Here is a 23,591-nt window from a genome sequence, read left to right as displayed (position 1 = left end):
AGAACCTCACATCCCATGAAGGTCAAGCCGAGCGTCAAGAAGATCTGCGACAAGTGCAAGGTGATCCGCCGCCACGGCCGGGTCATGGTCATCTGCGACAACCTGCGCCACAAGCAGCGCCAGGGCTGACGCACGACCTGCACCTCGCAGTTTCTTCGCGCGACGCACATCCGTACATACGCAGTCACCCCTTCCTCAGCAGTGGGGAGGACACCCCCGGTCGGAGGCCGGGGACCCGGGGAATTTCGTCCGGCGCCCGAGGGCGCTCCGACGGCCGGGAGCGGTGCTGCGGAAGACCTCCGCATAGCCATCAGGAGCCACATCAATGGCACGCATCGAAGGCGTTGATCTTCCGCGCGAAAAGCGCGTGGAGGTCGCCCTTACCTACGTCTTCGGCATTGGTCGCACCCGTGCTCAGGAGACCCTGAAGAACACTGGTGTGAACCCCGACACCCGCGTTCGCGACCTGGCCGAAGAGGACCTGGTCAAGATCCGCGAGTACGTGGACCAGAACTTCAAGACCGAGGGTGACCTCCGTCGCGAGATTCAGGCCGACATCCGCCGCAAGGTCGAGATCGGCTGCTACCAGGGTCTTCGTCACCGCCGTGGCCTGCCGGTCCACGGTCAGCGCACGAGCACCAACGCCCGCACCCGCAAGGGCCCGCGTCGCGCGATCGCCGGCAAGAAGAAGCCGGGCAAGAAGTAGTCCTCACCGGACGCTGCCCAGCGGTCCGAGCTGTAGGACCGACCACCTCCACGGGAGTTACCAAGTATGCCTCCGAAGAGCCGTACGGCCGGCGCCAAGAAGGTGCGCCGCAAGGAGAAGAAGAACGTCGCCCACGGGCACGCTCACATCAAGAGCACGTTCAACAACACGATCGTTTCGATCACCGACCCGACCGGGAACGTGATCTCTTGGGCCTCTGCCGGCCACGTCGGCTTCAAGGGCTCGCGCAAGTCCACCCCCTTCGCCGCGCAGATGGCCGCCGAGTCGGCCGCCCGCCGCGCGCAGGAGCACGGCATGCGCAAGGTCGACGTCTTCGTGAAGGGTCCCGGCTCCGGCCGTGAGACCGCGATCCGCTCCCTCCAGGCCACCGGCCTCGAGGTGGGTTCGATCCAGGACGTCACCCCCACTCCGCACAACGGATGCCGCCCGCCGAAGCGCCGCCGCGTCTGACCCGAGGAGACAACTGAATGGCGCGATACACCGGGGCCGACTGCAAGCGTTGCCGTCGGGAGAAGCAGAAGCTCTTCCTCAAGGGGAGCAAGTGCGAGAGCGCGAAGTGCCCGATCGAGATCCGTCCTTACCCCCCGGGTGAGCACGGACGCGGGCGCACCAAGGACAGCGAGTACCTGCTGCAGAAGCGTGAGAAGCAGAAGGCCGCTCGTATCTACGGTGTCCTCGAGAAGCAGTTCCGTGGTTACTTCGAGGAAGCGAACCGCAGGCAGGGCAAGACCGGCGAGAACCTGCTGCGCATCCTCGAGATCCGCCTCGACAACGTGGTCTACCGGGCCGGCTTTGCCAAGTCCCGCGACCACGCCCGTCAGCTGGTCCGCCACGGACACATCACGGTGAACGGCCGCAAGACCGACATTCCGTCGGCCCGCGTGGCCGTGAACGACATCATCGAGGTCCGCCGGTCCTCGCACGACATGGCCCCGTTCGTGGTCGCCCGTGCGGAGGCCGGCGAGCGCACCGTCCCGGCGTGGCTCGAGGTCATGCCGGCGAGGATGCGCATCCTCGTGCATGCGCTGCCCGAGCGCCAGGTGATCGACACCCAGGTGCAGGAGCAGCTGATCGTCGAGCTCTACTCCAAGTAGTAGGGCCGGGCGGTTCGGGCGGTACGACCCATTCGGGCCGTACCGCCCGTACCCTTGCAGTATCGACTCCGGGCTGCCGCCCGGGGCATCGGCATCAAATAGCGGGTGCCGAAGACTGGAGGCAACTTTCATGCTGATCGCTCAGCGTCCCTCTCTGACCGAAGAGGTCGTCGACGAGTACCGCTCCCGGTTCGTGATCGAGCCGCTGGAGCCGGGCTTCGGCTACACCCTCGGCAACTCCCTGCGTCGCACGCTCCTCTCCTCGATCCCCGGCGCTGCTGTCACCAGCATCCGGATCGACGGTGTCCTGCACGAGTTCACCACCGTGCCGGGCGTCAAGGAGGACGTCACCGACCTCATCCTCAACATCAAGCAGCTGGTCGTCTCCTCGGAGCACGACGAGCCGGTCGTGATGTACCTGCGCAAGCAGGGCCCCGGCCTGGTCACCGCTGCGGACATCGCCCCGCCGGCCGGCGTCGAGGTGCACAACCCCGACCTGGTGCTCGCCACCCTGAACGGCAAGGGCAAGCTGGAGATGGAGCTGACCGTCGAGCGCGGTCGCGGCTACGTCTCCGCCGTGCAGAACAAGCAGCTGGGCCAGGAGATCGGCCGCATCCCGGTCGACTCCATCTACAGCCCGGTGCTCAAGGTCACCTACAAGGTCGAGGCGACCCGTGTCGAGCAGCGCACCGACTTCGACAAGCTGATCGTCGACGTCGAGACCAAGCAGGCCATGCGTCCGCGTGACGCCATGGCGTCGGCCGGTAAGACCCTGGTCGAGCTGTTCGGTCTGGCCCGCGAGCTCAACATCGACGCCGAGGGCATCGACATGGGCCCGTCCCCGACGGACGCCGCCCTCGCCGCCGACCTGGCGCTGCCGATCGAGGAGCTCGAGCTCACGGTCCGCTCGTACAACTGCCTCAAGCGTGAGGGCATCCACTCCGTGGGTGAGCTCGTCGCCCGCTCCGAGGCCGACCTGCTCGACATCCGCAACTTCGGTGCGAAGTCGATCGACGAGGTCAAGGCGAAGCTGGCCGGCATGGGCCTGGCCCTCAAGGACAGCCCGCCCGGATTCGACCCGACCGCCGCCGCGGACGCCTTCGGCGCCGACGACGACGCGGACGCCGGTTTCGTGGAGACCGAGCAGTACTGATCCCTCTCCGGCGGGGACCGGGCCCGCGGTGAAAGCCGCAGGTCAGGGCCCCGCCGGGGCGTGGGTCGGGCCCGTCGCCGGGCCCGATGCAAGATCTTCCGGCGGGCAGCAGCCCGTGCGGACCCTGACACCGGTACCTGATACGGCCGGTGCAGACAACGAGGAGAAACACCATGCCGAAGCCCGCCAAGGGCGCCCGTCTGGGCGGCAGCGCTGCGCACGAGCGGCTCATGCTGGCGAACCTCGCCACCGCGCTGTTCGAGCACGGCCGCATCACCACCACCGAGGCCAAGGCCCGCCGGCTGCGCCCGGTGGCCGAGCGTCTGATCACCAAGGCGAAGAAGGGTGACCTTCACAACCGCCGTCTGGTGCTGCAGACCGTCCGCGACAAGGGTGTCGTCCACACCCTCTTCACGGAGATCGGCCCGCGCTACGAGAACCGGCCGGGTGGCTACACCCGGATCACCAAGATCGGCAACCGTCGTGGCGACAACGCCCCGATGGCGGTCATCGAGCTGGTCGAGGCCCTGACCGTGCAGCAGGCCGCTGTCGGTGAGGCCGAGGCCGCCACCAAGCGTTCCGCCAAGGACGCTGCCGGTGACCAGGCCGCCGCGGACCTCAAGAAGGACGAGGCTGCGGCCGAGTCCACCGAGGCCCCGGCCGAGGAGTCCAAGGACGCCTGAGCCGTCCGACGGCTTGCACGGACGGGCCCGCTCCCAGTTTCTGGGGGCGGGCCCGTTCGGCGTCCGGCGTGGAGAGGAACGTGTGGGTGTGAGCGACGACGTGGAGCCCGGCTTCGTCCGGGTCCGGCTGGACCTGTCCTACGACGGGAAGGACTTCTCCGGCTGGGCCCGCCAGCGGGAGCGGCGCACCGTCCAGGGCGAGCTGGAGAGCGCGCTGCAGACCGTGATGCGGCTGCCCGAGCCGGTCGAGCTGACCGTGGCGGGCCGTACCGACGCGGGGGTGCACGCCCGCGGTCAGGTCGCCCATGTGGATCTGGGGCAGGAGGTGTGGGACGAGCACCGCGAGAAGCTGCTGCGGCGGCTCGCGGGGCGACTGCCGCACGACGTCCGGGTCTGGAAGGTCGAGGAGGCCCCCGCGGGTTTCAATGCCCGGTTCTCGGCGATCTGGCGGCGGTACGCCTACCGGGTCGGCGACCAGCGGGGCGGCGTCGACCCGCTGCGGCGGGGGTACGTGCTGTGGCACGACTGGCCGCTGGACATCGGCCTGATGAACGAGGCCGCGGAGCGGCTGCTCGGCGAGCACGACTTCGCCGCGTACTGCAAGAAGCGCGAGGGCGCCACCACCATCCGCACCCTGCTCGACCTGCGCTGGGAGCGGACCGAGGACGGGCTCGCGGTGGCGACCGTCCGGGCGGACGCCTTCTGCCACAACATGGTGCGGGCCCTGGTGGGCTCGCTGCTGCTGGTCGGCGACGGGCACCGGCCGGTGGGCTTCCCGGGCGAGGTGCTGGCGGGGCGGGTGCGGCACTCGGCGGTGAACGTCGTCCGGCCGCACGGGCTGACCCTGGAGGAGGTCGGCTACCCGCCGGACGACCAGCTGGCGGCCCGCAACCTCGCGGCGCGGAACAGGCGCTCCCTGCCGGGCACCGTGCCCGCCGGGGGCGGGGCCGGCGCTGTGGCGGGTGCGGGCGGCGCGGGCTGCTGCTGAGGCGAGTGGCGGGGGCCGATCCGGCTGGGCGGTGGGCGCCAACGGGCCGGAGGAGGGTGCCGCCGCTGCGGGGCTCACCGGCCGTGGCTCCGGGCGGGCCACCGGCCCAGCGGTCTCCGCCGGCCGGTGTCGTCCCTGCGCAACGTGGTCTCTGTTGGCCGGTGTCGTCCCTGCGGGAAGGCGGTCTCTGCCGGCCGGTGGCGTCCCCGCGGGCAGGGCGGGCGGCACCGGCCGAGTCCGGTGCCCGGCGGAGAGCGGCGCGGCCGGCTGAGCCGGTGCCCGCCGGCGAGCGGCGCGGCGGACTGAGCCGGTGCGCTACCGGCCCAGCCGGGCCAGCAGGGCCTTGAGCGGCTTGACCCGGTCGATACGGAGGGTGAGCGATTCCGTCCTCGGGACGGGCTTGGCGTACCGCGGCAGGATGCCGCGCCGCCATCGGACCGCGGGCAGCTTCGGCTCGGCCGGTACCGGCAGTTCCCAGGAGCGCCCGGGGCCCGCGCCGAGGTGCAGCGACACGCTCCAGTCCCCGGCGGGCAGCCGCGTCAGCGGTACGGGAACCGCGAACCGGCCCTCGGGGAACAGCGGCGCGGCCGGCTCGCCTCCGGGGTCCGGTACCGGGACGACGATCTCCTCGGTGGTGCCGGTGGTGCCGGTGGTGCCGGTGGTGCCGGTGGTGCCGGTGGTGTCCGTGGCGCTCGTGGTGCCCGTGGTTCCCGTGATGCCCTCGCCGGTGGTCTCGGTCAGACGTACCCGGAGCGTGCCCTCCGGCAGGCCGGCCAGCTCGCAGGTCCCGGAGACGGTGAGGGTTCCGTCCTCCGTCGACCAGGTGGCGCCCCCGACCCCGAACAGCGGGGCGACCTGGTGCTTCTGCTCTCCGATGTCCAGGGTGAGGTTCCCGTGGGGCTTGGTGGAGTAGAGCGTGACGGGCGTGGCCCCGTCGGCGGTGGCCACGAGGTGGGTGGCCGACTGGTGGGGGACGGCCTCGGTGCGTCGGCTGCCGAGGCGTATCTCCTTGGTGAAGCCGTCCACGGATATCGCGAGGTGGAGGTCCCACAAGCCGTCGGGCAGCGCGGCGCCGTCCGCGGCGGTCGCGAGGTCGACGGTCGCGGCGAAGCCGGCCCGGGAGTAGTCGTACGCTCCGGCGTCCTCGTCGGCCCCGAGCCCGGGGGTCGGGGTGCGCTCCGCCGGGAGCCGGTGCTCGGCCCCGGTGCCGCGCTCGCGGAGGACCAGTTCGGTGCGCAGGCCCTCGGTGGTGGTCGGGACGCGCCGGAGCCGGGCGTGACCGGTGAGGCGGAGCTCGCTCCCGGTGAGTACGGCGGCGTCGACCCGGTGGCGCGCCTTGGCCTCGTCGGTGATGTCGAAGCAGGCGTCGGGCACGGCGCGTTCGGGGTCCCGGAAGAACGGGTAGCGGGCGAGGACGCGGCCCTGCTCGACCAGGACCCCGGGGGCGCTGGTGCCCGCCGTGCGCTCCCGGACGGTGATGCCGTAGCTGGTGCTGCCCTGGGTCATCTCGAACTCCACCAGCTCCAGCAGCTCGTCGAGCATTCCGTGTTCCACGAGGTGGCAGCGGAGCCGGGCGAGGGCGGGCAGCCGGGCCGCGAGGTCCGGGTGGTAGCAGCGGCCGAGGACGTCCCGGAGCCGGGTGAGCGCCTTCTCCTGGTCGTCGCGCCGGGGTTCGTGGTGGATGTGCAGCACGGCGTCGCGCAGTTCCACGGTGAGGTGACGGTGCAGCAGGTGGTCGCGGCCGGGGCCCGGGGGGACGTGCTCGTCGAGCAGGTCGACCATGGTGTCCAGGGAGCGGATCCGCATGTCGGTGTCGTGGTGGGTGACGGTGATGTTGCCGCCGTCGGCCCGGGCAACCCAGTACAGGCAGTCGTAGTCGGCGACCACCGAGATGCCGGAGGCGTGCAGATAGGCGAGCGCCGTGAAGTAGACGTCCTCGCCGACCTTGTACTCGGTGGGGAAGCGGAGCCCGTGACGTTCCAGCAGGTCGCGCCGGAAGAGCTTCATCGGGTTCAGCGTCCAGTACACGCGCGAGTCGAAGACGTCGGTGCGCGGCTGGTTCCGGTGGAACATCGTGCTGGGCGCGCGGCGGCCCCCGACCCCCACCATGCGGCCGAGGACCACGTCGGTGCCGTTGGTCTCGGCGGCCTCGACGAGCCGTTCCAGGGCCTCGGTGCCGAGGTAGTCGTCGGCGTCGAGGAAGAAGACGTAGCGGCCGCGGGCGTACTGATCGAGTGCCAGGTTGCGGGGGGCCGACGGGCCACCGGAGTTCTCCTGGTGAACGACCCTGATGAGGCCGGGGTGTTCCGCGGCGAGCCGGTCGAGTTCCGCGCCGGTGCCGTCGGTCGAGCCGTCGTCCACCGCGATGATCTCCATGCGGTCGTGCCCGATGGACTGCTCGACCACCGACGTCACGCACTGGGTGAGATAGGGCATGGCGTTGTAGGCGCCGATGATGATGCTGACGTCGGGGACGGGCAAGGGAGCGCACTCCGTTCAGGCAGCGGGAGCTCCGCGGGGACGGGCCCGCAGCAGGTGCTGTCTCGGTTCGGCAGCGGGCCACCGGGCGGCGGAGCCTTCCGAACGATCGTACGTATCTCCCGCTGCGGGCAGCTCAGTTGGCGTCCAATTCCTTTACATCACGGGCATCTTGTGATGGATCTGTGACGACTGCTGTCCGTCTTTGTCGGACATCTCCTCTTGTTACTGCTGCGTAAGCAGGTGAATATTCACCTGACTTAGGGCCATGAGGGGGCATAAGCAGTGATGGGGGAATCGTGCGGGAGGTGGCCGACCGCCGTGGCGGTGACGGCACTCCTGCTGGTGTCCGCACCGGCCGGCGCGCTCGCGCCGCCGGCGGCGGCCGCGGGGTGCACGGCCGGCACACCGGCGGACTTCAACGGCGACGGGACCCGTGAGACGCCGAGGGGAACCGGGTCATCCGGCGGGACGCGACCGCCACCACGGTCTACCTGCCGGGCATGGAACTCTCCCTGCCCAAGGGCGGGGAGAAGATCCAGGCCACCCGCTACTACACGTTCGCCGGTCGGACGGTGGCGATCCGCACCGACAAGGGAGACCTCTCCTTCCTCGCCTCAGACCACCACGGCACCGGCGAACTGGCCGTCGACGCCGAAACCGGCGCGGTCTCCCAGCGCCGCTTCGACCCCTACGGGGTGGAGCGCGGCAAGGCGGCCGGTGAATGGCCCGGTGAGAAGGGCTTCGTCGGCGCCACGATCGACGCGCAGACCGGCCTGACCCATATGGGGGCGCGCGAATACGACCCGGGTCTGGGCAAGTTCATCTCGGTCGACCCGGTGATCGACTTCTTCAGCCCGCAGCAGATGAACGGCTACGGGTACGCCAACAACTCTCCCGTCACGCTGTCCGACCCCAGCGGCCTGCTGCCGTGCGCGACGGGCATCCAGCTCAGCTGCGGCCCGTGCAACCCGATCTTCTCCTCCTGCGGGGGCGGTGGTGGCGGTGGTCACGGCGGTGGCGGAGGCGGCGGGGGTGGCGGCCATCAGGACTGGGTCGTCCACCAGGCGCAGCACCAGGTCTACTCGGCACAGCGCAACCTCGGAACGGCGAAGCACCGCGTCGTCCAGGCCGCCAAATCCCTCGTCAAGATCGCCAGAGACATCCTCGGCGTCGACGCCGCGATGGACTGCGTCTCCACCGGGGACCTTGGCTCTTGCGGCGAAACGCTGCTGAACGTCGCGGGCAGCTTCGCCGGCGGCCTGGCAGGCAAGATCCTTTCGAAGTACGGCATGCCCTGGAACTGGGCGAAGGGAGCCAGACTCACCAAACGCGTCTGGGGCCTGCTGGGCGACCTCGTCGGCGGCGCCAAGGACATGTGGAAGGCGTCCAAGTCACTCGACAAGGCGAAGGACTCACTGGCCGCCGCCCGGGCCAAGGCGAAATCCATGGTCTCGAAGGGCAAGGAGCCGGCCAAGTGCCATAGCTTCCTGCCAGGCACCAAGGTGCTGCTGTCGGACGGCAGCACCAAGGCGATCGAGGACGTCGGACTCGGCGACAAGGTCACCGTCACCGACCCCGAAACGGGCGAGACCACGACCCGCGAGGTCGTCGGCACCATCGTCACCAAGGACGACAAGCACTTCGTCGACCTGACGATCTCGACGGAGAAGGCTCCGGCGGACGGCACGGCCGAGGATGGCAAGGGTGGTAAGGCCGGTGACGACGGCAAGGCCGGTGAACCGGTCGAGGCCGCCAAGAAGACCGCGGCGCTGATATCCACGACCACCCACCCGTTCTGGGTGACATCCGAGAAGCGCTGGATCAAGGCGGGCGACCTCGAGCCCGGCATGACCCTCCGCACCCCGAAGGGCGACCGCGTCACGGTCGAGGGCGTCCGCCACTTCGAGGAACGGCGCCGGACGCACGACCTCACGATCAGTGGGATTCATACGTACCATGTGCTGGCGGGGGCTGCGCCGGTTCTCGCCCACAACTGTGGTGGATCACAACCCGGGCACTCCGATCTTTGCAGATGCGACCCGGAGAATCCCCGCAGCGAGGTTGTCCTGGACACGGACTCGTTCGAACAGGCCAGAAACCAGGCCCTGAACACCGTGGGGCCCATCGACACCGGTTCCTGGAAGCGTCGACAGGGGACGATGGAGTCCGCGGTCGACACCTTCGGCAGGGATACCGGGTTCACCGCGACCAGCGGTGGGGAATACAGGTCGTTCCGCCTGGATACCGACGACAGAATCGGCCCGCACATCAATGTGATGACGGGCAAGGGCGCGGCGGTTCGAAAATGGGCGATAAGGTTCCCTGGTGGGGGTATTTCGACGTGGTTGAGGCGGAACGTATGACCGGCGGTAGCTCTTATGGGAGTCATCCGGAATACCTTCCGGATTTCATGAACGACCCTCGTGACGATGACGGCCTGCAGGTGGTGAAGCTGGGTCTCGCCGAGAACCGCGCACTGGCGGCAGCGACGCTGAGCAGATTTCCGGCTGCCACCGGCGACGTGATCGACTTCGAGTCCACTCCGTTCGAAGACCGCCTCTGGTGGGACGATGAGGAGCACTGGACGAGGATGGCGGCGGAGCTGCTCTCCTCGTATGTACAGCGGGGTGAGCGGATCGCCGTCATCTGGGGCAACTACCTGATGCCTGCCGTGACCATGCCTGCGGATGTCGCGGTGCGACACGCGCGGGACATCCTGGACGCCGGGCCGCACTTCTGGATCCACCCGCTTGGCGGTTCGGTGCTCATCGAATGCCTCATGGATGGACAGGTGACGGTCGTGACGATTCCGTCAGGCTGAGTACAGAACCCGCGAGAACGCCCCGCTGAGGAATCGGCGGGGCGTTCTCGCAGGCCCTGCTGGACATCCAGCGGGGCCGCTCGGCTCAGGAGTTGACGGCAATGTGAGCGGATGGGCTCTGCGTGAAGGGCTGGGCGCAGCCTGTTCCGCCCTCTGGTCGGCGAGGTTGCCGAGGCGCCTGCATTGGTTCTTGCCTCTGATCGGTGGACGTGGGTGAGTCTTGTGCCTGTCTCTCCAGAGTTGCGTGCAGCACTTCAAGGACTGCGAGCAGTTCGGCGCGAAAGGCCTCGAGGTGAGCGTGAAACCCAATCCTTTGCCGCGTGGAGGGAAAGGATTGCGGACGCGTTGGATTCGCTGGCTGGCGTTCTGATCTATCAGGAAGATCGTCAGAGGGCTACCGTCGAAGCGGCCGCTGCTCGTGCTGAAGCAGCAAGAATCCGTGCCGAACTGGAGTAGGCTGATCGATAGGTATCTGCCCTGATCCGCCTTTTCTGCGGCTTCGATCGGGAATGGTCTTACACGTATCAGAAACCCTGCCGAGGGTGACTCGGTGGGGCTTCTGTGCCGTTCGGCGGCAACATCAGCGGCCGCGGCTGCGGCGAGTGGGTTAGCGGGTGGGGTCTTGGGGTCGTCGTCGGTCAGGCCGACTGCGGCGCCCAGAGTGTGGACGGCTTGACGTTGGAGACGGAGCCGTCCGTGGTAGTAGATGCCGGCAGTGACGCCGATGTCGGCGTGGCCCAGGCCTGCCCGCCTGTACCCCGCGCCGTCAGTCCCTCACCCCGTCTGCGCCGCAGCCGCCGCCGAAGCCTGCCGGTTCCCCCGCTCCACGATCCGGGAGAAGGCGTAGTCCGCGACGTCCTTGCCCGCCTGGCGGGCGCGGGTGTCGGAGGGCTTGACCGGCTTGCCCGAGGTGTAGCCGGAGACCGTGAAGTACGCGTAGCGGCCGACCGAGTTGTAGGTCAGCCGGCAGGCCGTCGCGCGGCAGAAGGACGGTACGCCCTTGCCCGCGAGGGACTGGATGTTGCCCGCGGCCTGGTTCTTGGCCCGGGAGGCCTGGGTCTGGGTGTCGAAGACGGCGACGCCGACCGTGACGGCCACGCCGCTCTTCTCGTACGTCGCCCGGATGACCTGGTCGCAGTCGTTGCGGCTGAGGACGGCCCCCAGACGGCTGGAGGCGGCGGAGGCGCAGCTCTTGGTGGCGCCGGAGGCGCCCTTCTTGTACGAGCCGGCGCCCGTCGACATCGTCTCCGCGGGGAAGAGCGTGCCGGCGCTGAGCGGGGCCCGGTCCTTCTCCTTGGTGGATATGAAGTCCCGCGGGTCCGGCGGGGGCGGCGGCGAGACGTCCGAGAAGGAGGGCTCGGGCTGCTGCGGTTCGCTGGGCAGGGTCTGTGGCGACGGGAGGTCCTGGGCGCTGTCGTCCGTGCCGCCCGAGTTCACCACCACGGCCGCGACCACGACCGCCACGGCGGCCGTCGCCAGCGCGCCGCCGCCGATCAGCACGCCCTTGCGGCGACGGTTGCGGGCTGCCGTGCGGTCCGCCATGGCGCCCCAGTCGGGCGTCGACCGGTTCGATCCGCCGGAGTCCACTGGCCCTCCTTGCCCAAAGCTCATGGCGCGAATCCTAAACCGCTTGGAAGAGCGGGCGTTCAGTGGTGACAATCGATCACCATGGGCCATCTCGAAGCAGCACATGTCGAGTACTACCTCCCCGACGGCCGGGTGTTGCTCGCCGACGCCTCGTTCCGGGTGGGCGAGGGCGCGGCGGTCGCCCTGGTGGGAGCCAACGGGGCGGGCAAGACCACCCTGCTGCGGCTGCTCTCCGGGGAACTCCAGCCGCACGGCGGTTCGGTGACCTCCAGCGGCGGGCTCGGGGTGATGCCGCAGTTCGTCGGCAGCGTGCGGGACGAGAGAACGGTCCGGGACCTGCTCGTGGGGGTGGCGCAGCCGCGGATCCGGCAGGCCGCGAAGGCCGTCGACGAGGCCGAGCTGGCGATCATGACGAAGGACGACGAGGCGGCCCAGCTCGCGTACGCGCAGGCGCTCAGCGACTGGGCGGAGGCCCGCGGCTACGAGGCCGAGACCACCTGGGACATGTGCACCATGGCCGCGCTGGGGGTCCCGTACGAGCGGGCGCAGTGGCGCCAGGTGCGGACGCTCTCCGGCGGCGAGCAGAAGCGGCTGGTGCTGGAGGCGCTGCTCCGCGGGCCCGAGGAGGTCCTGCTGCTCGACGAGCCGGACAACTATCTGGACGTCCCCGGCAAGCGCTGGCTGGAGGAGCAGCTGGGGCAGACCCGGAAGACCGTGCTGTTCGTCTCGCACGACCGCGAGCTGCTGGCCCGGTCGGCGGAGAAGATCGTCAGCGTGGAGCCCGGCCCGGCCGGGTCGGACGTCTGGGTGCACGGCGGCGGCTTCGGGACGTACCACGAGGCGCGCAAGGAGCGCTTCGCCCGCTTCGAGGAGCTGCGCCGGCGCTGGGACGAGAAGCGCGCCCAGCTGAAGCGGCTGGTGCTGGACATGCAGCAGTACGCGTCCCGGAGCGACGAGATGGCCTCCCGCTACCGCGCCGCGCAGACCCGGCTGCGGAAGTTCGAGGAGGCCGGGCCGCCGCCCGAGCCGCCGCGGGAGCAGGACATCCGGATGCGGCTGCGCGGCGGACGGACCGGGGTACGCGCGGTGACCTGCAAGAACCTCGAGCTGACCGGGCTGATGAAGCCGTTCGACCTGGAGATCTTCTACGGCGAGCGGGTCGCGGTCCTCGGTTCGAACGGCTCCGGGAAGTCGCACTTCCTGCGGCTGCTGGCGGGGGACGACGTGGCGCACACGGGGGAGTGGAAGCTGGGCGCCCGGGTGGTCCCGGGCCACTTCGCCCAGACCCACGCCCACCCCGAGCTGGAGGGGCGCACCCTGGTCGACATCCTGTGGACCGAGCACGCCCGGGACCGCGGCCGGGCGATGAGCGTGCTGCGCCGCTACGAGCTGGAGCCGCAGGCCGACCAGCCGTTCCAGAAGCTCTCCGGCGGGCAGCAGGCCCGCTTCCAGATCCTGCTGCTGGAGCTGGAGGGGACCACGGCGCTGCTGCTGGACGAGCCGACCGACAACCTGGACCTGGAGAGCGCGGAGGCCCTCCAGGAGGGGATGGAGGGGTACGAGGGGACGGTGCTGGCCGTGACGCACGACCGCTGGTTCGCCCGCTCCTTCGACCGCTTCCTGGTGTTCGGGGCGGACGGGGTGGTCCGGGAGACCCCGGAGCCGGTGTGGGACGAGGGCCGGGTGGCCCGGGCGCGCTGACGGCGCCGCGGCCCCTGGCCGGGGCGGTTCCCTGGGGCGGACCCCTGGTCGGGGCGGTGACGTACGGTGACGGGCGGGCATACCGTCCGCCGGTTCCCGGGGCCGCCACGTCCGCGGACCCCGATTCCGCGGGGCCGGGGCCCGGCCCGCACGGGGCGCCGCCCGGTGGGACTGCTCCGCGTACTCCGATCGGGGTGTTTTGACCCGTGCGGGGCGCGGCCGGTATTCTGCCTGTTCGTTGTGCGTACTGGCTTGCTCGTTCTCACGTGAGAGGCCGTTACGCCGGTCCATCGGGCCGATGACCAGCGGCAGGCAGACGGGTTGCGTCCCCGGGTGCCGCCAAGGCTGTCGTGATCGTCCGGGTGGCCTTGTAAAGGACCCGTCCCCTGTGCCCTTGCGGGCTCGGGGAGACCCCATCACTGAAGAAGCGAAGGCTACGACCGTGCGTACGTTCAGCCCCAAGCCCGGCGATATTCAGCGCCAGTGGCACATCATTGACGCGCAGGACGTTGTCCTGGGCCGTCTTGCGACCCAGGCAGCGACCCTTCTCCGGGGCAAGCACAAGCCGATTTACGCGCCGCATGTCGACGCCGGTGACTTCGTCGTCATCATCAACGCCGACAAGGTGCACCTCTCCGGCAACAAGCGTGTGCAGAAGATGGCCTACCGCCACTCCGGCTACCCGGGTGGTCTCCGGTCCGTCCGCTACGACGAGCTGCTCGAGAAGAACCCCGAGAAGGCCGTCGAGAAGGCCATCAAGGGCATGCTCCCCAAGAACACCCTGGGCCGTCAGATGCTCTCGAAGCTGAAGGTCTACGCGGGCTCCGAGCACCCGCACGCTGCTCAGCAGCCGGTCCCGTTCGAGATCACCCAGGTCGCGCAGTAGTCCCGGCCACACCCCCTAAGACGAAGAGAATCTGAGGAGAACCGTGGCCGAGACCACCGCCGAGACCCCCATCGAGGTCGAGGAATACACCACCGAGACCGTCGAGTCGGAGTACACCTCCGAGTCGCTCGCGTCCCGCTTCGGCGACCCGCAGCCGGCTGCCGGCCTCGGGCGTCGCAAGAACGCCATCGCCCGTGTCCGCATCGTGCCGGGCACCGGTCAGTGGAAGATCAACGGTCGCACCCTTGAGGGCTACTTCCCGAACAAGGTGCACCAGCAGGAAGTCAACGAGCCCTTCAAGGTGCTCGAGCTCGACGACCGCTACGACGTCATCGCCCGCATCTCCGGTGGCGGCGTCTCCGGCCAGGCCGGTGCCCTGCGTCTGGGTGTCGCGCGTGCGCTGAACGAGGCGGACGTCGACAACAACCGCGGCCCGCTGAAGAAGGCCGGCTTCCTGAGCCGCGACGACCGTGCGGTCGAGCGCAAGAAGGCCGGTCTGAAGAAGGCCCGCAAGGCGCCGCAGTACAGCAAGCGCTAATCGATCGGCCGGCGCGTTTCGCGCCGGCGTTCGATGGACCGCCCCGGCGGCACACCACGTGCTGCCGGGGCGTTCGTTTATGGCCGTCCAGGAGCGTATACAGACAGAAGGCGCTCAATTCCCGACAGTTTCCAAGCAACTCGGAGGACACCAGTGGTACGACTCTTCGGCACGGACGGTGTGCGCGGTGTCGCCAACGCGGATCTGACGGCTGAGCTGGCGCTCGGGCTGTCGGTCGCCGCGGCGCATGTGCTCGCCGAGGCCGGCACGTTCGAGGGCCATCGTCCGACGGCGGTGGTGGGGCGTGATCCGCGTGCGTCCGGGGAGTTCCTGGAGGCCGCCGTGGTGGCCGGTCTCGCCAGCGCGGGCGTGGACGTCCTGCGCGTCGGTGTGCTGCCCACCCCCGCGGTGGCGTATCTCACCGGTGCGCTGGGCGCCGACCTCGGCGTGATGCTCTCGGCCAGCCACAATCCGATGCCGGACAACGGGATCAAGTTCTTCGCCCGCGGTGGGCACAAGCTCGCCGACGAGCTGGAGAACCGGATCGAGTCGGTGTACGGGGCGCACTCCTCCGGTGAGCCCTGGAAGCGCCCCACGGGTGCCGGCGTGGGCCGGGTGCGCAGCTACGACGAGGGGTTCGACAACTACGTCGCGCACCTCATCGGCGTGCTGCCGAACCGGCTCGACGGGCTGAAGGTCGTCCTCGACGAGGCGCACGGTGCCGCGTCCCGGGTCTCCCCGGAGGCGTTCGCGCGGGCCGGTGCCGATGTCGTCACCATCGGTGCCGACCCGGACGGCCTCAACATCAACGACGGCTGCGGCTCCACCCACCTCGGCCTGCTCAAGGCCGCGGTCGTCGAGCACGGTGCGGACCTGGGCATCGCGCACGACGGCGACGCGGACCGCTGCCTCGCGGTGGACGCGGCGGGCAACGAGGTCGACGGCGATCAGATCCTGGCCGTCCTGGCCCTCGCCATGCGCGAGACCGACGGGCTGCGGAAGAACACCGTGGTCGGCACGGTGATGTCGAACCTGGGCTTCAAGCTGGCCATGGAGCGCGAGGGCGTCGAGCTGGTGCAGACCGCCGTCGGCGACCGGTACGTCCTGGAGTCGATGAAGGAGCACGGCTACGCGCTGGGCGGCGAGCAGTCCGGCCACGTGATCATCCTCGACCACGCGACGACCGGCGACGGCACGCTGACCGGTCTGATGCTCGCGGCGCGGGTGGCGGCCACCGGCCGCGGCCTGGCGGAGCTCGCGGGCGTCATGGAGCGGCTGCCCCAGGTGCTGATCAACGTCCCGGACGTGGACAAGACCCGGGTGGCGACGTCAACGGAGCTCACGGCGGCCGTCGCGGACGCGGAGCGGGAGCTGGGCTCGACGGGGCGGGTGCTGCTGCGGCCGTCCGGTACGGAGCCGCTGGTGCGGGTCATGGTCGAGGCCGCGGACATCGACCAGGCGCGGTCGGTCGCGGGGCGGCTGGCCGACGTGGTGAAGTCCGCGCTGGGGTAGTCCCGGCAGGCATCGATTTACGGCCACGGGCCCGGCACCCCCAGGACGGGGTGCCGGGCCCGTGCCGTTTCCGGGGCTGCCGGTCCCGGGGGCGTGGCGACTGGGCTCCGGTGCGGGCCCGACGGCCGCGCCACCGGCGAGAAGCCCTCATCGGTGAGGAGCCCCCACCGGCCGACGAGGCCCAGCCGACGATGAAGCCCAGCCGGCGACGGCACCCCCACCGACGAAGAGGCCCCCGGACCCGCGGCAAGAGCGGGCCCGGGGGCCTCCCCGGTGTGGTGCGGTGATGCGGCCGAGGCGGTCAGCCGAGGATCGCCAGCGCCTCGTTCAGGATCTTCGACGGGCGCATCACGGCCGCGGCCTTGGCGGTCGCGGGCTGGTAGTAGCCGCCGATGTCGGCCGGCGAGCCCTGGACCGCGACCAGCTCGTCGACGATCGCCTGCTCCTGCCCGGAGAGGGTCTTGGCGAGCTCCGCGAACGACGCGGCGAGCTGCGTGTCGTCGGTCTGCTTGGCCAGCTCCTGGGCCCAGTACAGGGCCAGGTAGAAGTGGCTGCCGCGGTTGTCGATGCCGCCGAGGCGACGGCTGGGCGACTTGTCCTCGTTGAGGAAGGTGGCGGTGGCGCGGTCCAGGGTGTCCGCCAGGACCTGGGCCCGCGCGTTGCCGGTGGTCTGCGCGAGGTGCTCGAAGCTGACCGCCAGCGCGAGGAACTCGCCCAGGCTGTCCCAGCGCAGGTAGTTCTCCTTGACGAGCTGCTGGACGTGCTTCGGCGCCGAGCCGCCGGCCCCGGTCTCGAACAGGCCGCCGCCGTTCATCAGCGGCACGACGGACAGCATCTTGGCGCTGGTGCCGAGCTCGAGGATCGGGAACAGGTCGGTCAGGTAGTCACGCAGCACGTTGCCGGTCACCGAGATGGTGTTCTCGCCGCGGCGGATCCGCTCCAGCGAGAACGCGGTCGCGGCGGACGGCGCCATGACCTCGATGCGCAGCCCCTCGGTGTCGTGCTCCGGGAGGTACTGCTCGACCTTGGCGATGAGGTTGGCGTCGTGCGCGCGGCCCTCGTCCAGCCAGAACACGGCCGGGTCGCCGGTGGCGCGGGCGCGGGTGACGGCCAGCTTGACCCAGTCCTTGATCGGGTCGTCCTTGGTCTGGCACATCCGGAAGATGTCGCCGGCGCTGACGGTCTGCTCGATCACGGCGTCGCCGTTGCCGTCGAGGACCCGCACGGTGCCCGTGGTCTGGACCTCGAAGGTCTTGTCGTGGCTGCCGTACTCCTCGGCCTTCTGCGCCATCAGACCCACGTTCGGCACCGAGCCCATGGTGGACGGGTCGAAGGCGCCGTTGGCCCGGCAGTCGTCGATGACGACCTGGTAGATGCCGGCGTAGCTGCTGTCGGGGATGACGGCGAGGGTGTCGGCCTCGTTGCCGTCCGGGCCCCACATGTGGCCGGAGGTGCGGATCATGGCCGGCATCGAGGCGTCGACGATGACGTCGCTCGGCACGTGCAGGTTGGTGATGCCGCGGTCGGAGTCGACCATGGCGAGCTCCGGGCCCTCGGCGAGCTCGGCCTCGAAGGACTCCTTGATCTTCGCGCCCTGCGGCAGCGACTCCAGGCCCTTGAGGATGCCGCCGAGACCGTCGTTCGGGGTCAGGCCGGCGGCGGCGAGGGTCTCACCGTGCTCGGCGAAGGTCTTCGGGAAGAAGGCCCGGACGACGTGGCCGAAGATGATCGGGTCGGAGACCTTCATCATCGTGGCCTTGAGGTGCACCGAGAACAGCACGCCCTCGGCCTTGGCGCGGGCGACCTGCTCGGTGAGGAACTCGCGCAGCACCGCGACGCGCATGACCGACGCGTCCACGACCTCGCCGGCCAGGACCGGTACCGACTCGCGCAGCACGGTGGTGCTGCCGTCGTCGCCCGCCAGCTCGATGCGGAGCGTGCCCTTCTCCGGCACGACCACGGACTTCTCGGTGGAGCGGAAGTCGTCGGCCGTCATGTGGGCGACGTTCGTCTTCGACTCGGGGGTCCAGGCGCCCATCCGGTGCGGGTGCGCCTTGGCGTAGTTCTTGACCGAGGCGGGGGCGCGGCGGTCGGAGTTGCCCTCGCGCAGGACCGGGTTGACGGCGCTGCCCTTGACCTTGTCGTAGCGGGCGCGGATGTCGCGCTCCTCGTCGGTCTTCGGGTCGTCCGGGTAGGCCGGCAGCGCGTAGCCCTGCTCCTGGAGCTCGGCGACCGCGGCCTTCAGCTGCGGGATCGAGGCCGAGATGTTCGGGAGCTTGATGATGTTGGCGCCGGGCGTCTTGGCGAGCTCACCGAGCTGGGCGAGGGCGTCGTCGATGCGCTGGCCCTCCTCCAGGTACTCGGGGAAGCTCGCGATGATCCGCCCGGCCAGGGAGATGTCGCGGCTCTCGACACTGACCCCGGCCGTCGAGGCGTATGCCTGGATCACCGGCAGGAACGAGTACGTCGCCAGGGCGGGGGCCTCGTCGGTGTGCGTGTAGATGATGGTCGAGTCAGTCATCGATACTCCGCTTCACGTCTCTAATCGTCTCGATGTCAAGATATCTCGTAGGCGCCCCCTCCCGACACCGCCCCCTCGCGCCGGGGTCACGGGGCCGCCCGCACGGCCGGTCCCGGCCTGCCTGCGCGGCGGACCACCCGGGACCGCCGGCCTCCTCAGCCGCGCGGGGCACGGTCCGGGCGCCCGGTACGCAGGGTACGGACCATGGCCGGAAACCGTCGCCGCTCATCCCCGCATGCGCGGCGTGAGCCTGCGCTGCCGGGCCCAGAGCGCCTTCTGCACGATCAGGGTGAGCGTCCCGGCGACGACGATGCCCGCGAGGTTCAGCAGCAGCTGCTCGCTGGAGCCGCGGGCCTGGGCGTACTGCCCGTAGCTCAGCGCCACGGCGGCGTTGGCGGCCGCCGGGACGGTCGTCACGGAGATCGCCACGCCGACCAGCGCCCCGGACTTCGAGGAGGTCAGTGAGAGCGTCCCGGCGATCCCGGCGAGGACCGCCACCACGAAGGAGAACGCGTCCGGCTGCCAGATGAAGTCGGTGTTCGGGCGCTCGCCGGTCACATCGGAGGAGTGGAACAGTCCGAGCCCGTCCATGAGCAGGCTGAAGCCGGTGGTCAGCACCATGGCGACGGCGAAGCCGAGGAGCAGCGCCACCAGTGAGCGCCAGGCGAGCCGCGGCGCCCGCTGCACCACCGCCGTGCAGACCCCGGCGAGCGGCCCGAACTCCGGGCCGACGGCCATCGCGCCGACGATGAGGACGGCGTTGTCGAGGACCACACCGCACGCCGCGATCATGGTCGCCACCGTGAGGAAGGCCAGGTAGGTCGCCGACAGCGTGGACTCCTCGTGCGTGGCGTCCTCCAGGTGCTCCCACAGCACGGCGTCCGCACCCTCGCCGGGCGCCTCCTCCTCCGCCCGGTCGGCCCGCTCGGACAGCGAGAGGTCGATGTTCTCCAGCGAGATGGAGCCGGTCGCGTGGATGTCCAGCCCGCGCAGGGCGCCCAGCAGCTCGTCCGCGGCCTCCCGGGCGACATCGCAGAGCACCATGTCCCCGGCGGGGTCGCGGGCGGCGCCGGTCAGCACGGCGAGGTGGGCGGTGCCGACCGTCCGCTCCAGCAGGGCGACGACGTCGTCGGTGCGGTCGGCGGGGACGATCAGGCGCAGGTGCAGCATGGGGGCACGCTACGTGCCGCACCCGCGCCGCGTCGGCCACGGGCGGGGGACGCGTCGGCCGTGGAGCGGGGGAGGACCGCACCCGCGCCGTCCCGGAGCCCGGGCTCCCGGCTCCGGGAACGGGCCCTGGGAACGCCCGCTACCCGCCCGCCCCTACAGCTTCCGCAGGCTGAGCCGCTGCACCTTGTGGTCCGGCCCCTTGCGCAGCACGAGCGTGGCGCGGCTGCGGGTGGGCGCGACGTTCTGCTCCAGGTTCGGCCGGTTGATGGTGCGCCACATCAGCCGGGCGTAGTCCAGCGCCTCGTCCTCGGAGACCTGGGTGTACTTGCGGAAGTACGAGAACGGGTTCTGGAACGCCGTCTCCCGCAGCTGGCGGAAGCGGCCCAGGTACCAGCGCTCGATGTCCTCCGCGCGGGCGTCCACGTAGACGCTGAAGTCGAAGAAGTCCGCGAGCCCCAGCCGGGTGCGGCCGTCCTTTCCGGGCAGGGCGGGCTGGAGGACGTTCAGCCCCTCGACGATGAGGATGTCCGGGCGGCGCACGGTGAGCCGCTCACCGGGCACGATGTCGTAGACCAGGTGCGAGTAGACCGGCGCGGTCACCTCGTCCTTGCCGGACTTCACATCGGCGACGAAGCGGGTCAGGGCGCGGCGGTCGTAGGACTCCGGGAAGCCCTTGCGGGACATCAGCCCGCGCCGGTGCAGCTCGGCGTTGGGCAGCAGGAAGCCGTCGGTGGTGACCAGCTCCACCCGCGGGTGCTCGGGCCAGCGCGCGAGCAGCGCCTGGAGGAGCCGGGCCGTCGTCGACTTGCCGACCGCGACACTGCCCGCGACGCCGATCACGAACGGGGTGCCGGGCTGTGAGCCGTGGCCGTTGCCCGCGTCGCCGAGGAAGGTGTTCAGCGCGCCGCGCAGATTGCTGGTGGCGCCCACGTAGAGGTTGAGCAGCCGGGACAGCGGCAGATAGACGTCGCGCACCTCGTCGAGGTCGATGACGTCGCCGAGCCCGCGCAGCCGTTCCACCTCCTCCGCGCTGAGGGGCAGTGGCGTCCGCTCCCGGAGGGCACTCCACTCGGCGCGGGTGAGGTCCACATACGGGCTCGTCTCGGCCCGACGCTGGGTGCTGCGCGCTGGAGAGGTGATCACACGTTTCATTGTGTTCGCTCGGCGGACGGCGCGGGGCGTGGCGTCGCTCACGCCCCGCTGTGCCCGGCCGGTCACCTGCTGGTCCTCACCGAGTGGAATGTCAGTGGTGTGCGTCACAGTTGTGGGAGGTGTGGAAGCCGATGCACCCGTACCGGAGCCGAGGGGAAGCCCATGACGTACGCGATCCAGGCGGAGGGCCTGGCCAAACGCTTCAAGGAGACCCAGGCGCTGGCCGGTGTGGATCTGGCCGCGCGCTCCGGCACCGTGCTCGGCATGCTGGGCCCCAACGGGGCGGGCAAGACGACCGCGGTCCGGATCTTCGCGACGCTGATCCGCCCGGACGCCGGCCGCGCGACGGTCGCCGGGCACGACGTCCTGCGCGAGCCCGGCCTGGTCCGCTCCGTCGTGGGGCTGACCGGGCAGTACGCCGCGGTCGACGAGAATCTGACCGGCACCGAGAACCTGCTGCTGATCGGCCGCCTCCTGGGCCTGCCGCGGAGCGAGGCGCGGGCCCGCGCCGGGGAGCTGCTGGACCGTTTTCAGCTGAGTGACGCCGCGGGCCGCGCGGCGAAGACGTTCTCCGGCGGGATGCGGCGGCGGCTGGACCTGGCGGCCAGTCTGGTCGGCCGGCCGCAGATCCTGTTCCTCGACGAGCCGACGACCGGGCTCGACCCGCACAGCCGCATCGAGCTGTGGGAGCTGGTGCGCGGCCTGGTCGCGGACGGCGTCACGGCGCTGCTCACCACCCAGTACCTGAACGAGGCGGACCAGCTCGCCGACGACATCGTGGTGATCGACAAGGGCAAGGTGATCGCCGAGGGCACCCCGGACCAGCTGAAGTCCGCGGTCGGCGGTCAGGTGCTCCAGCTGCGGCCGGTGGCCGCGGAGCACCTCGCGCCGGCCCACGCCCTCGTGGTGGAGGCCGCGGGGCCGCAGACGCAGATCGAGGGCGAGGTGATCACTGCCCCGGTCAAGGACCCCGCGCTGATGCCCGCCGTCGTGCGGCGGCTGGACCAGGCCGGGATCGCGGTGGGCGAGCTCACCCTGCGGCGCTCCAGCCTCGACGAGGTGTTCCTGGCGCTCACCGGCCACAAGGCCGAGCCGACGACGGACGAGGGGCCCTCCGAGGAGGACGACTACGCGAAGGTGGCGAGCTCGGCATGACCGCCGGGACGGTCGCCGCACCGCTGACCAAGAGCGGCCGGGTGCGCCCCGGTGCGGCGCTTGCGCAGATCGTCACCATGGCGTGGCGCAGCCTGGTGTCCGTGAAGCACAACCCGCTGGAACTGGTCGACTTCAGCATCACGCCGATCATGTTCGTCTTCCTGTTCACCTTCGTCTTCGGCGGCCAGATGGCGGGGTCGCCCGAGGACTACCTGCAGTACGCCCTGGCGGGCATCATCGTGCAGAACACCCTGTTCATGACCATGTACACCGCCATGGCGCTGAACTCCGACCTCACCAAGGGGGTGTTCGACCGGCTGCGCAGTCTGCCGATAGCCCGGTCGGCCCCGCTGTTCGGCCGGATCGCCGCCGATCTCGCCAAGCAGCTCTGGGCGATGCTGCTGATGATCGGCCTGGGCATGCTGCTGGGCTTCCGGATCACCACCGGGCTCGACGGGTTCCTCGCCGCCGCGCTGCTGCTGGTGACGTTCGCCGCGGCCGTGTCGTGGGCGGCGGTGCTCATCGGCATGCTGGCGGGCGACCCGGAGAAGGTGCAGGTCTTCGCCTTCACCATCATCTTCCCGATCACCTTCACCAGCAGCGCGTTCGTGCAGGTCGACACCATGCCCGGCTGGCTCCAGGCCTGGGTCGACGTCAATCCGGTGACCCATCTGTCCGACGCCTTCCGCGGTCTGCTGACCGGCGGCGAGGTGGCCGGACCGGTCCTCTGGTCGCTGCTGTGGGCGGCGGCGATCGCGGCGGTGTTCATACCGCTCGCCCTCCGCGCCTATCGAGCACGCGTCTGATCGGGGCACATCGGAACAACCGGCCGTCCCTCGTACGAGGTCTACCGGTACCGGGCATTCGGGGTTAGCTTCCGGGATGTCAGGGGGACGAGTCGTAGATCGCCATGTGCCACGAGAGGACCGTTATGTCCGCACGCCTTCGTGATCTCATCGGCCGAGGGGGCGACGGCCGCCGGACCGCGCGGGACGGCCGCGGCCGGGGCGGCCGGGCCCGTTCGGCGGTGGTGCCGGGGCCGAGGGACTCGGGGGAGGACTTCGCCGGCCGGGTGCGCAGCGAACTGGCCGCCGACCTGCCGGACGAGGACCTCGGCGAGGAGCTGACCGACTGTCTCGACATGTACGAGATGGGCAGCAAGCCGCGCTGCGAGGAGGTCGAGTACCTGGACCTCGTGCAGGAGGCCATCGACCGGATCGACCGGGGCTGCTGACGTCGGGTCCGGTGGGCCCGGCGGACTCCGCAGCCGCCGGCCTCCGGAGCTGCTGGTCTCCGAAGTCGCCGGGATACGGAGCTGCTGGTCTCCAGAGCTGTGGGTCTCCGGGGGAGCCGGGAGCCGGGAGCAGGGGCCGCCGGGAACCGGGCCCGCGCCCCGGGATTTCGCCCGCCGTCCGGGCCGGG

The 23,591-nt window shown here is 70.4% G+C and carries 22 protein-coding genes and 1 pseudogene; 17 read left to right on the top strand and 6 right to left on the bottom strand.

Going from position 1 to position 23,591, the window contains the following annotated elements; genetic code table 11:
* Positions 1-15 precede the first annotated feature (15 nt).
* The 7 genes from rpmJ (at position 16) to truA (ending at position 4,645) form a co-directional block, all read left to right on the top strand.
* A complete protein-coding gene (gene rpmJ / locus AC3EQ1_RS14040; protein ID WP_003956441.1) occupies positions 16-129 on the top strand; it encodes a 50S ribosomal protein L36 in 114 nt (37 codons plus the stop codon).
* A gap of 196 nt (positions 130-325) precedes the next feature.
* A complete protein-coding gene (gene rpsM, locus AC3EQ1_RS14035; protein WP_388849783.1) occupies positions 326-706 on the top strand; it encodes a 30S ribosomal protein S13 in 381 nt (126 codons plus the stop codon).
* 66 nt (positions 707-772) lie between these two features.
* Positions 773-1,177, top strand: coding sequence for a 30S ribosomal protein S11 (gene rpsK / locus AC3EQ1_RS14030; protein WP_009715860.1), 405 nt, complete (start codon positions 773-775; stop codon positions 1,175-1,177).
* Positions 1,178-1,194: 17 nt separating this feature from the next.
* Positions 1,195-1,821, top strand: a complete 627-nt coding sequence (gene rpsD / locus AC3EQ1_RS14025) for a 30S ribosomal protein S4 (protein ID WP_432094653.1) — start codon at positions 1,195-1,197, stop codon at positions 1,819-1,821.
* Between the two features lie 130 nt (positions 1,822-1,951).
* Positions 1,952-2,974 carry a DNA-directed RNA polymerase subunit alpha gene (locus tag AC3EQ1_RS14020; RefSeq protein ID WP_010473911.1) on the top strand — a complete coding sequence of 341 codons (1,023 nt, stop codon included), beginning with the start codon at positions 1,952-1,954 and terminating at the stop codon, positions 2,972-2,974.
* Between the two features lie 173 nt (positions 2,975-3,147).
* Positions 3,148-3,657 (top strand): 50S ribosomal protein L17, encoded by a 510-nt coding sequence (rplQ, locus tag AC3EQ1_RS14015; protein WP_432094652.1) that lies wholly within the window; start codon positions 3,148-3,150, stop codon positions 3,655-3,657.
* Between the two features lie 88 nt (positions 3,658-3,745).
* Positions 3,746-4,645, top strand: a complete 900-nt coding sequence (gene truA / locus AC3EQ1_RS14010) for a tRNA pseudouridine(38-40) synthase TruA (protein ID WP_432094651.1) — start codon at positions 3,746-3,748, stop codon at positions 4,643-4,645.
* A 315-nt stretch (positions 4,646-4,960) separates the two neighbouring features.
* Here the strand turns inward: truA and AC3EQ1_RS14005 are convergent, their stop codons facing one another.
* Complete coding sequence (locus AC3EQ1_RS14005) at positions 4,961-7,126, bottom strand: glycosyltransferase family 2 protein (protein ID WP_432094650.1); 2,166 nt, start codon at positions 7,124-7,126, stop codon at positions 4,961-4,963.
* Positions 7,127-7,626: 500 nt separating this feature from the next.
* On the opposite strand from AC3EQ1_RS14005, the gene AC3EQ1_RS14000 reads away from it, so the two are divergent.
* The 3 genes from AC3EQ1_RS14000 (at position 7,627) to AC3EQ1_RS13990 (ending at position 10,558) form a co-directional block, all read left to right on the top strand.
* A complete protein-coding gene (locus AC3EQ1_RS14000) occupies positions 7,627-9,489 on the top strand; it encodes an RHS repeat-associated core domain-containing protein (protein ID WP_432094649.1) in 1,863 nt (620 codons plus the stop codon).
* Positions 9,486-9,947, top strand: coding sequence for a hypothetical protein (locus tag AC3EQ1_RS13995; protein ID WP_432094648.1), 462 nt, complete (start codon positions 9,486-9,488; stop codon positions 9,945-9,947). Before AC3EQ1_RS14000 ends, AC3EQ1_RS13995 begins: the two co-directional genes overlap by 4 nt.
* 509 nt (positions 9,948-10,456) lie before the next feature.
* Positions 10,457-10,558 carry a hypothetical protein gene (locus tag AC3EQ1_RS13990; protein WP_432094647.1) on the top strand — a complete coding sequence of 34 codons (102 nt, stop codon included), beginning with the start codon at positions 10,457-10,459 and terminating at the stop codon, positions 10,556-10,558.
* On the opposite strand, the pseudogene AC3EQ1_RS13985 reads toward AC3EQ1_RS13990, so the two are convergent.
* Positions 10,557-10,688, bottom strand: a pseudogene (locus AC3EQ1_RS13985) (site-specific integrase); the annotation flags it as partial. The gene AC3EQ1_RS13990 and the pseudogene AC3EQ1_RS13985 overlap by 2 nt on opposite strands.
* 33 nt (positions 10,689-10,721) lie before the next feature.
* The gene (locus tag AC3EQ1_RS13980) at positions 10,722-11,534 is read right to left on the bottom strand and encodes a hypothetical protein (protein WP_432094646.1); all 813 of its coding nucleotides are present in this window, start codon (positions 11,532-11,534) and stop codon (positions 10,722-10,724) included.
* A gap of 81 nt (positions 11,535-11,615) precedes the next feature.
* Between AC3EQ1_RS13980 and AC3EQ1_RS13975 the strand changes: the two genes are divergently transcribed.
* The 4 genes from AC3EQ1_RS13975 to glmM all read left to right on the top strand — a co-directional run bounded on the left by AC3EQ1_RS13975 (position 11,616) and on the right by glmM (position 16,171).
* Positions 11,616-13,235: an ABC-F family ATP-binding cassette domain-containing protein gene (locus AC3EQ1_RS13975; RefSeq protein WP_432094645.1), complete on the top strand. Its 1,620-nt coding sequence runs from the start codon at positions 11,616-11,618 to the stop codon at positions 13,233-13,235.
* Between the two features lie 442 nt (positions 13,236-13,677).
* Positions 13,678-14,121: a 50S ribosomal protein L13 gene (gene rplM / locus AC3EQ1_RS13970; RefSeq protein WP_432094644.1), complete on the top strand. Its 444-nt coding sequence runs from the start codon at positions 13,678-13,680 to the stop codon at positions 14,119-14,121.
* A gap of 43 nt (positions 14,122-14,164) precedes the next feature.
* A complete protein-coding gene (gene rpsI / locus AC3EQ1_RS13965) occupies positions 14,165-14,659 on the top strand; it encodes a 30S ribosomal protein S9 (RefSeq protein WP_351511208.1) in 495 nt (164 codons plus the stop codon).
* Positions 14,660-14,812: 153 nt separating this feature from the next.
* The gene (glmM, locus tag AC3EQ1_RS13960; protein WP_432094643.1) at positions 14,813-16,171 is read left to right on the top strand and encodes a phosphoglucosamine mutase; all 1,359 of its coding nucleotides are present in this window, start codon (positions 14,813-14,815) and stop codon (positions 16,169-16,171) included.
* 301 nt (positions 16,172-16,472) lie between these two features.
* Here the strand turns inward: glmM and AC3EQ1_RS13955 are convergent, their stop codons facing one another.
* From AC3EQ1_RS13955 to coaA, 3 genes are all read right to left on the bottom strand, one after another.
* On the bottom strand, positions 16,473-18,692 hold the full coding sequence (locus AC3EQ1_RS13955) for an NADP-dependent isocitrate dehydrogenase (RefSeq protein WP_432094642.1): 2,220 nt from the start codon (positions 18,690-18,692) through the stop codon (positions 16,473-16,475).
* Positions 18,693-18,917: 225 nt separating this feature from the next.
* The gene (locus tag AC3EQ1_RS13950; protein WP_432094641.1) at positions 18,918-19,862 is read right to left on the bottom strand and encodes a DUF389 domain-containing protein; all 945 of its coding nucleotides are present in this window, start codon (positions 19,860-19,862) and stop codon (positions 18,918-18,920) included.
* Positions 19,863-20,015: 153 nt separating this feature from the next.
* Positions 20,016-21,014, bottom strand: coding sequence for a type I pantothenate kinase (coaA, locus tag AC3EQ1_RS13945; protein ID WP_351511214.1), 999 nt, complete (start codon positions 21,012-21,014; stop codon positions 20,016-20,018).
* A 162-nt stretch (positions 21,015-21,176) separates the two neighbouring features.
* Between coaA and AC3EQ1_RS13940 the strand changes: the two genes are divergently transcribed.
* The 3 genes from AC3EQ1_RS13940 (at position 21,177) to AC3EQ1_RS13930 (ending at position 23,403) form a co-directional block, all read left to right on the top strand.
* A complete protein-coding gene (locus AC3EQ1_RS13940) occupies positions 21,177-22,169 on the top strand; it encodes an ATP-binding cassette domain-containing protein (RefSeq protein WP_432094640.1) in 993 nt (330 codons plus the stop codon).
* A complete protein-coding gene (locus tag AC3EQ1_RS13935; protein WP_432094639.1) occupies positions 22,166-22,975 on the top strand; it encodes an ABC transporter permease in 810 nt (269 codons plus the stop codon). Before AC3EQ1_RS13940 ends, AC3EQ1_RS13935 begins: the two co-directional genes overlap by 4 nt.
* Positions 22,976-23,100: 125 nt before the next feature.
* Positions 23,101-23,403 carry a hypothetical protein gene (locus tag AC3EQ1_RS13930; protein ID WP_432094638.1) on the top strand — a complete coding sequence of 101 codons (303 nt, stop codon included), beginning with the start codon at positions 23,101-23,103 and terminating at the stop codon, positions 23,401-23,403.
* Positions 23,404-23,591: the final 188 nt, after the last annotated feature.

This window comes from Streptomyces sp. bgisy100 (assembly GCF_057709105.1).
This window is presented reverse-complemented; position numbering and strand designations above follow the sequence as displayed.

Coding starts and splice junctions, on each gene's coding strand:
- AC3EQ1_RS14020 (WP_010473911.1), top strand. CDS start 1,952: ATGCTGATCGCTCAGCGTCCCTCTCTGACCGAAGAGGTCGTCGACGAG.
- rpsK (WP_009715860.1), top strand. CDS start 773: ATGCCTCCGAAGAGCCGTACGGCCGGCGCCAAGAAGGTGCGCCGCAAG.
- rpsM (WP_388849783.1), top strand. CDS start 326: ATGGCACGCATCGAAGGCGTTGATCTTCCGCGCGAAAAGCGCGTGGAG.
- AC3EQ1_RS13955 (WP_432094642.1), bottom strand. CDS start 18,692: ATGACTGACTCGACCATCATCTACACGCACACCGACGAGGCCCCCGCC.
- AC3EQ1_RS13930 (WP_432094638.1), top strand. CDS start 23,101: ATGTCCGCACGCCTTCGTGATCTCATCGGCCGAGGGGGCGACGGCCGC.
- rpsD (WP_432094653.1), top strand. CDS start 1,195: ATGGCGCGATACACCGGGGCCGACTGCAAGCGTTGCCGTCGGGAGAAG.
- rpmJ (WP_003956441.1), top strand. CDS start 16: ATGAAGGTCAAGCCGAGCGTCAAGAAGATCTGCGACAAGTGCAAGGTG.
- AC3EQ1_RS13990 (WP_432094647.1), top strand. CDS start 10,457: ATGGTCTTACACGTATCAGAAACCCTGCCGAGGGTGACTCGGTGGGGC.
- AC3EQ1_RS13975 (WP_432094645.1), top strand. CDS start 11,616: ATGGGCCATCTCGAAGCAGCACATGTCGAGTACTACCTCCCCGACGGC.
- AC3EQ1_RS13940 (WP_432094640.1), top strand. CDS start 21,177: ATGACGTACGCGATCCAGGCGGAGGGCCTGGCCAAACGCTTCAAGGAG.
- rplQ (WP_432094652.1), top strand. CDS start 3,148: ATGCCGAAGCCCGCCAAGGGCGCCCGTCTGGGCGGCAGCGCTGCGCAC.
- AC3EQ1_RS13950 (WP_432094641.1), bottom strand. CDS start 19,862: ATGCTGCACCTGCGCCTGATCGTCCCCGCCGACCGCACCGACGACGTC.
- coaA (WP_351511214.1), bottom strand. CDS start 21,014: ATGAAACGTGTGATCACCTCTCCAGCGCGCAGCACCCAGCGTCGGGCC.
- AC3EQ1_RS14000 (WP_432094649.1), top strand. CDS start 7,627: ATGGAACTCTCCCTGCCCAAGGGCGGGGAGAAGATCCAGGCCACCCGC.
- AC3EQ1_RS13995 (WP_432094648.1), top strand. CDS start 9,486: ATGACCGGCGGTAGCTCTTATGGGAGTCATCCGGAATACCTTCCGGAT.
- AC3EQ1_RS13935 (WP_432094639.1), top strand. CDS start 22,166: ATGACCGCCGGGACGGTCGCCGCACCGCTGACCAAGAGCGGCCGGGTG.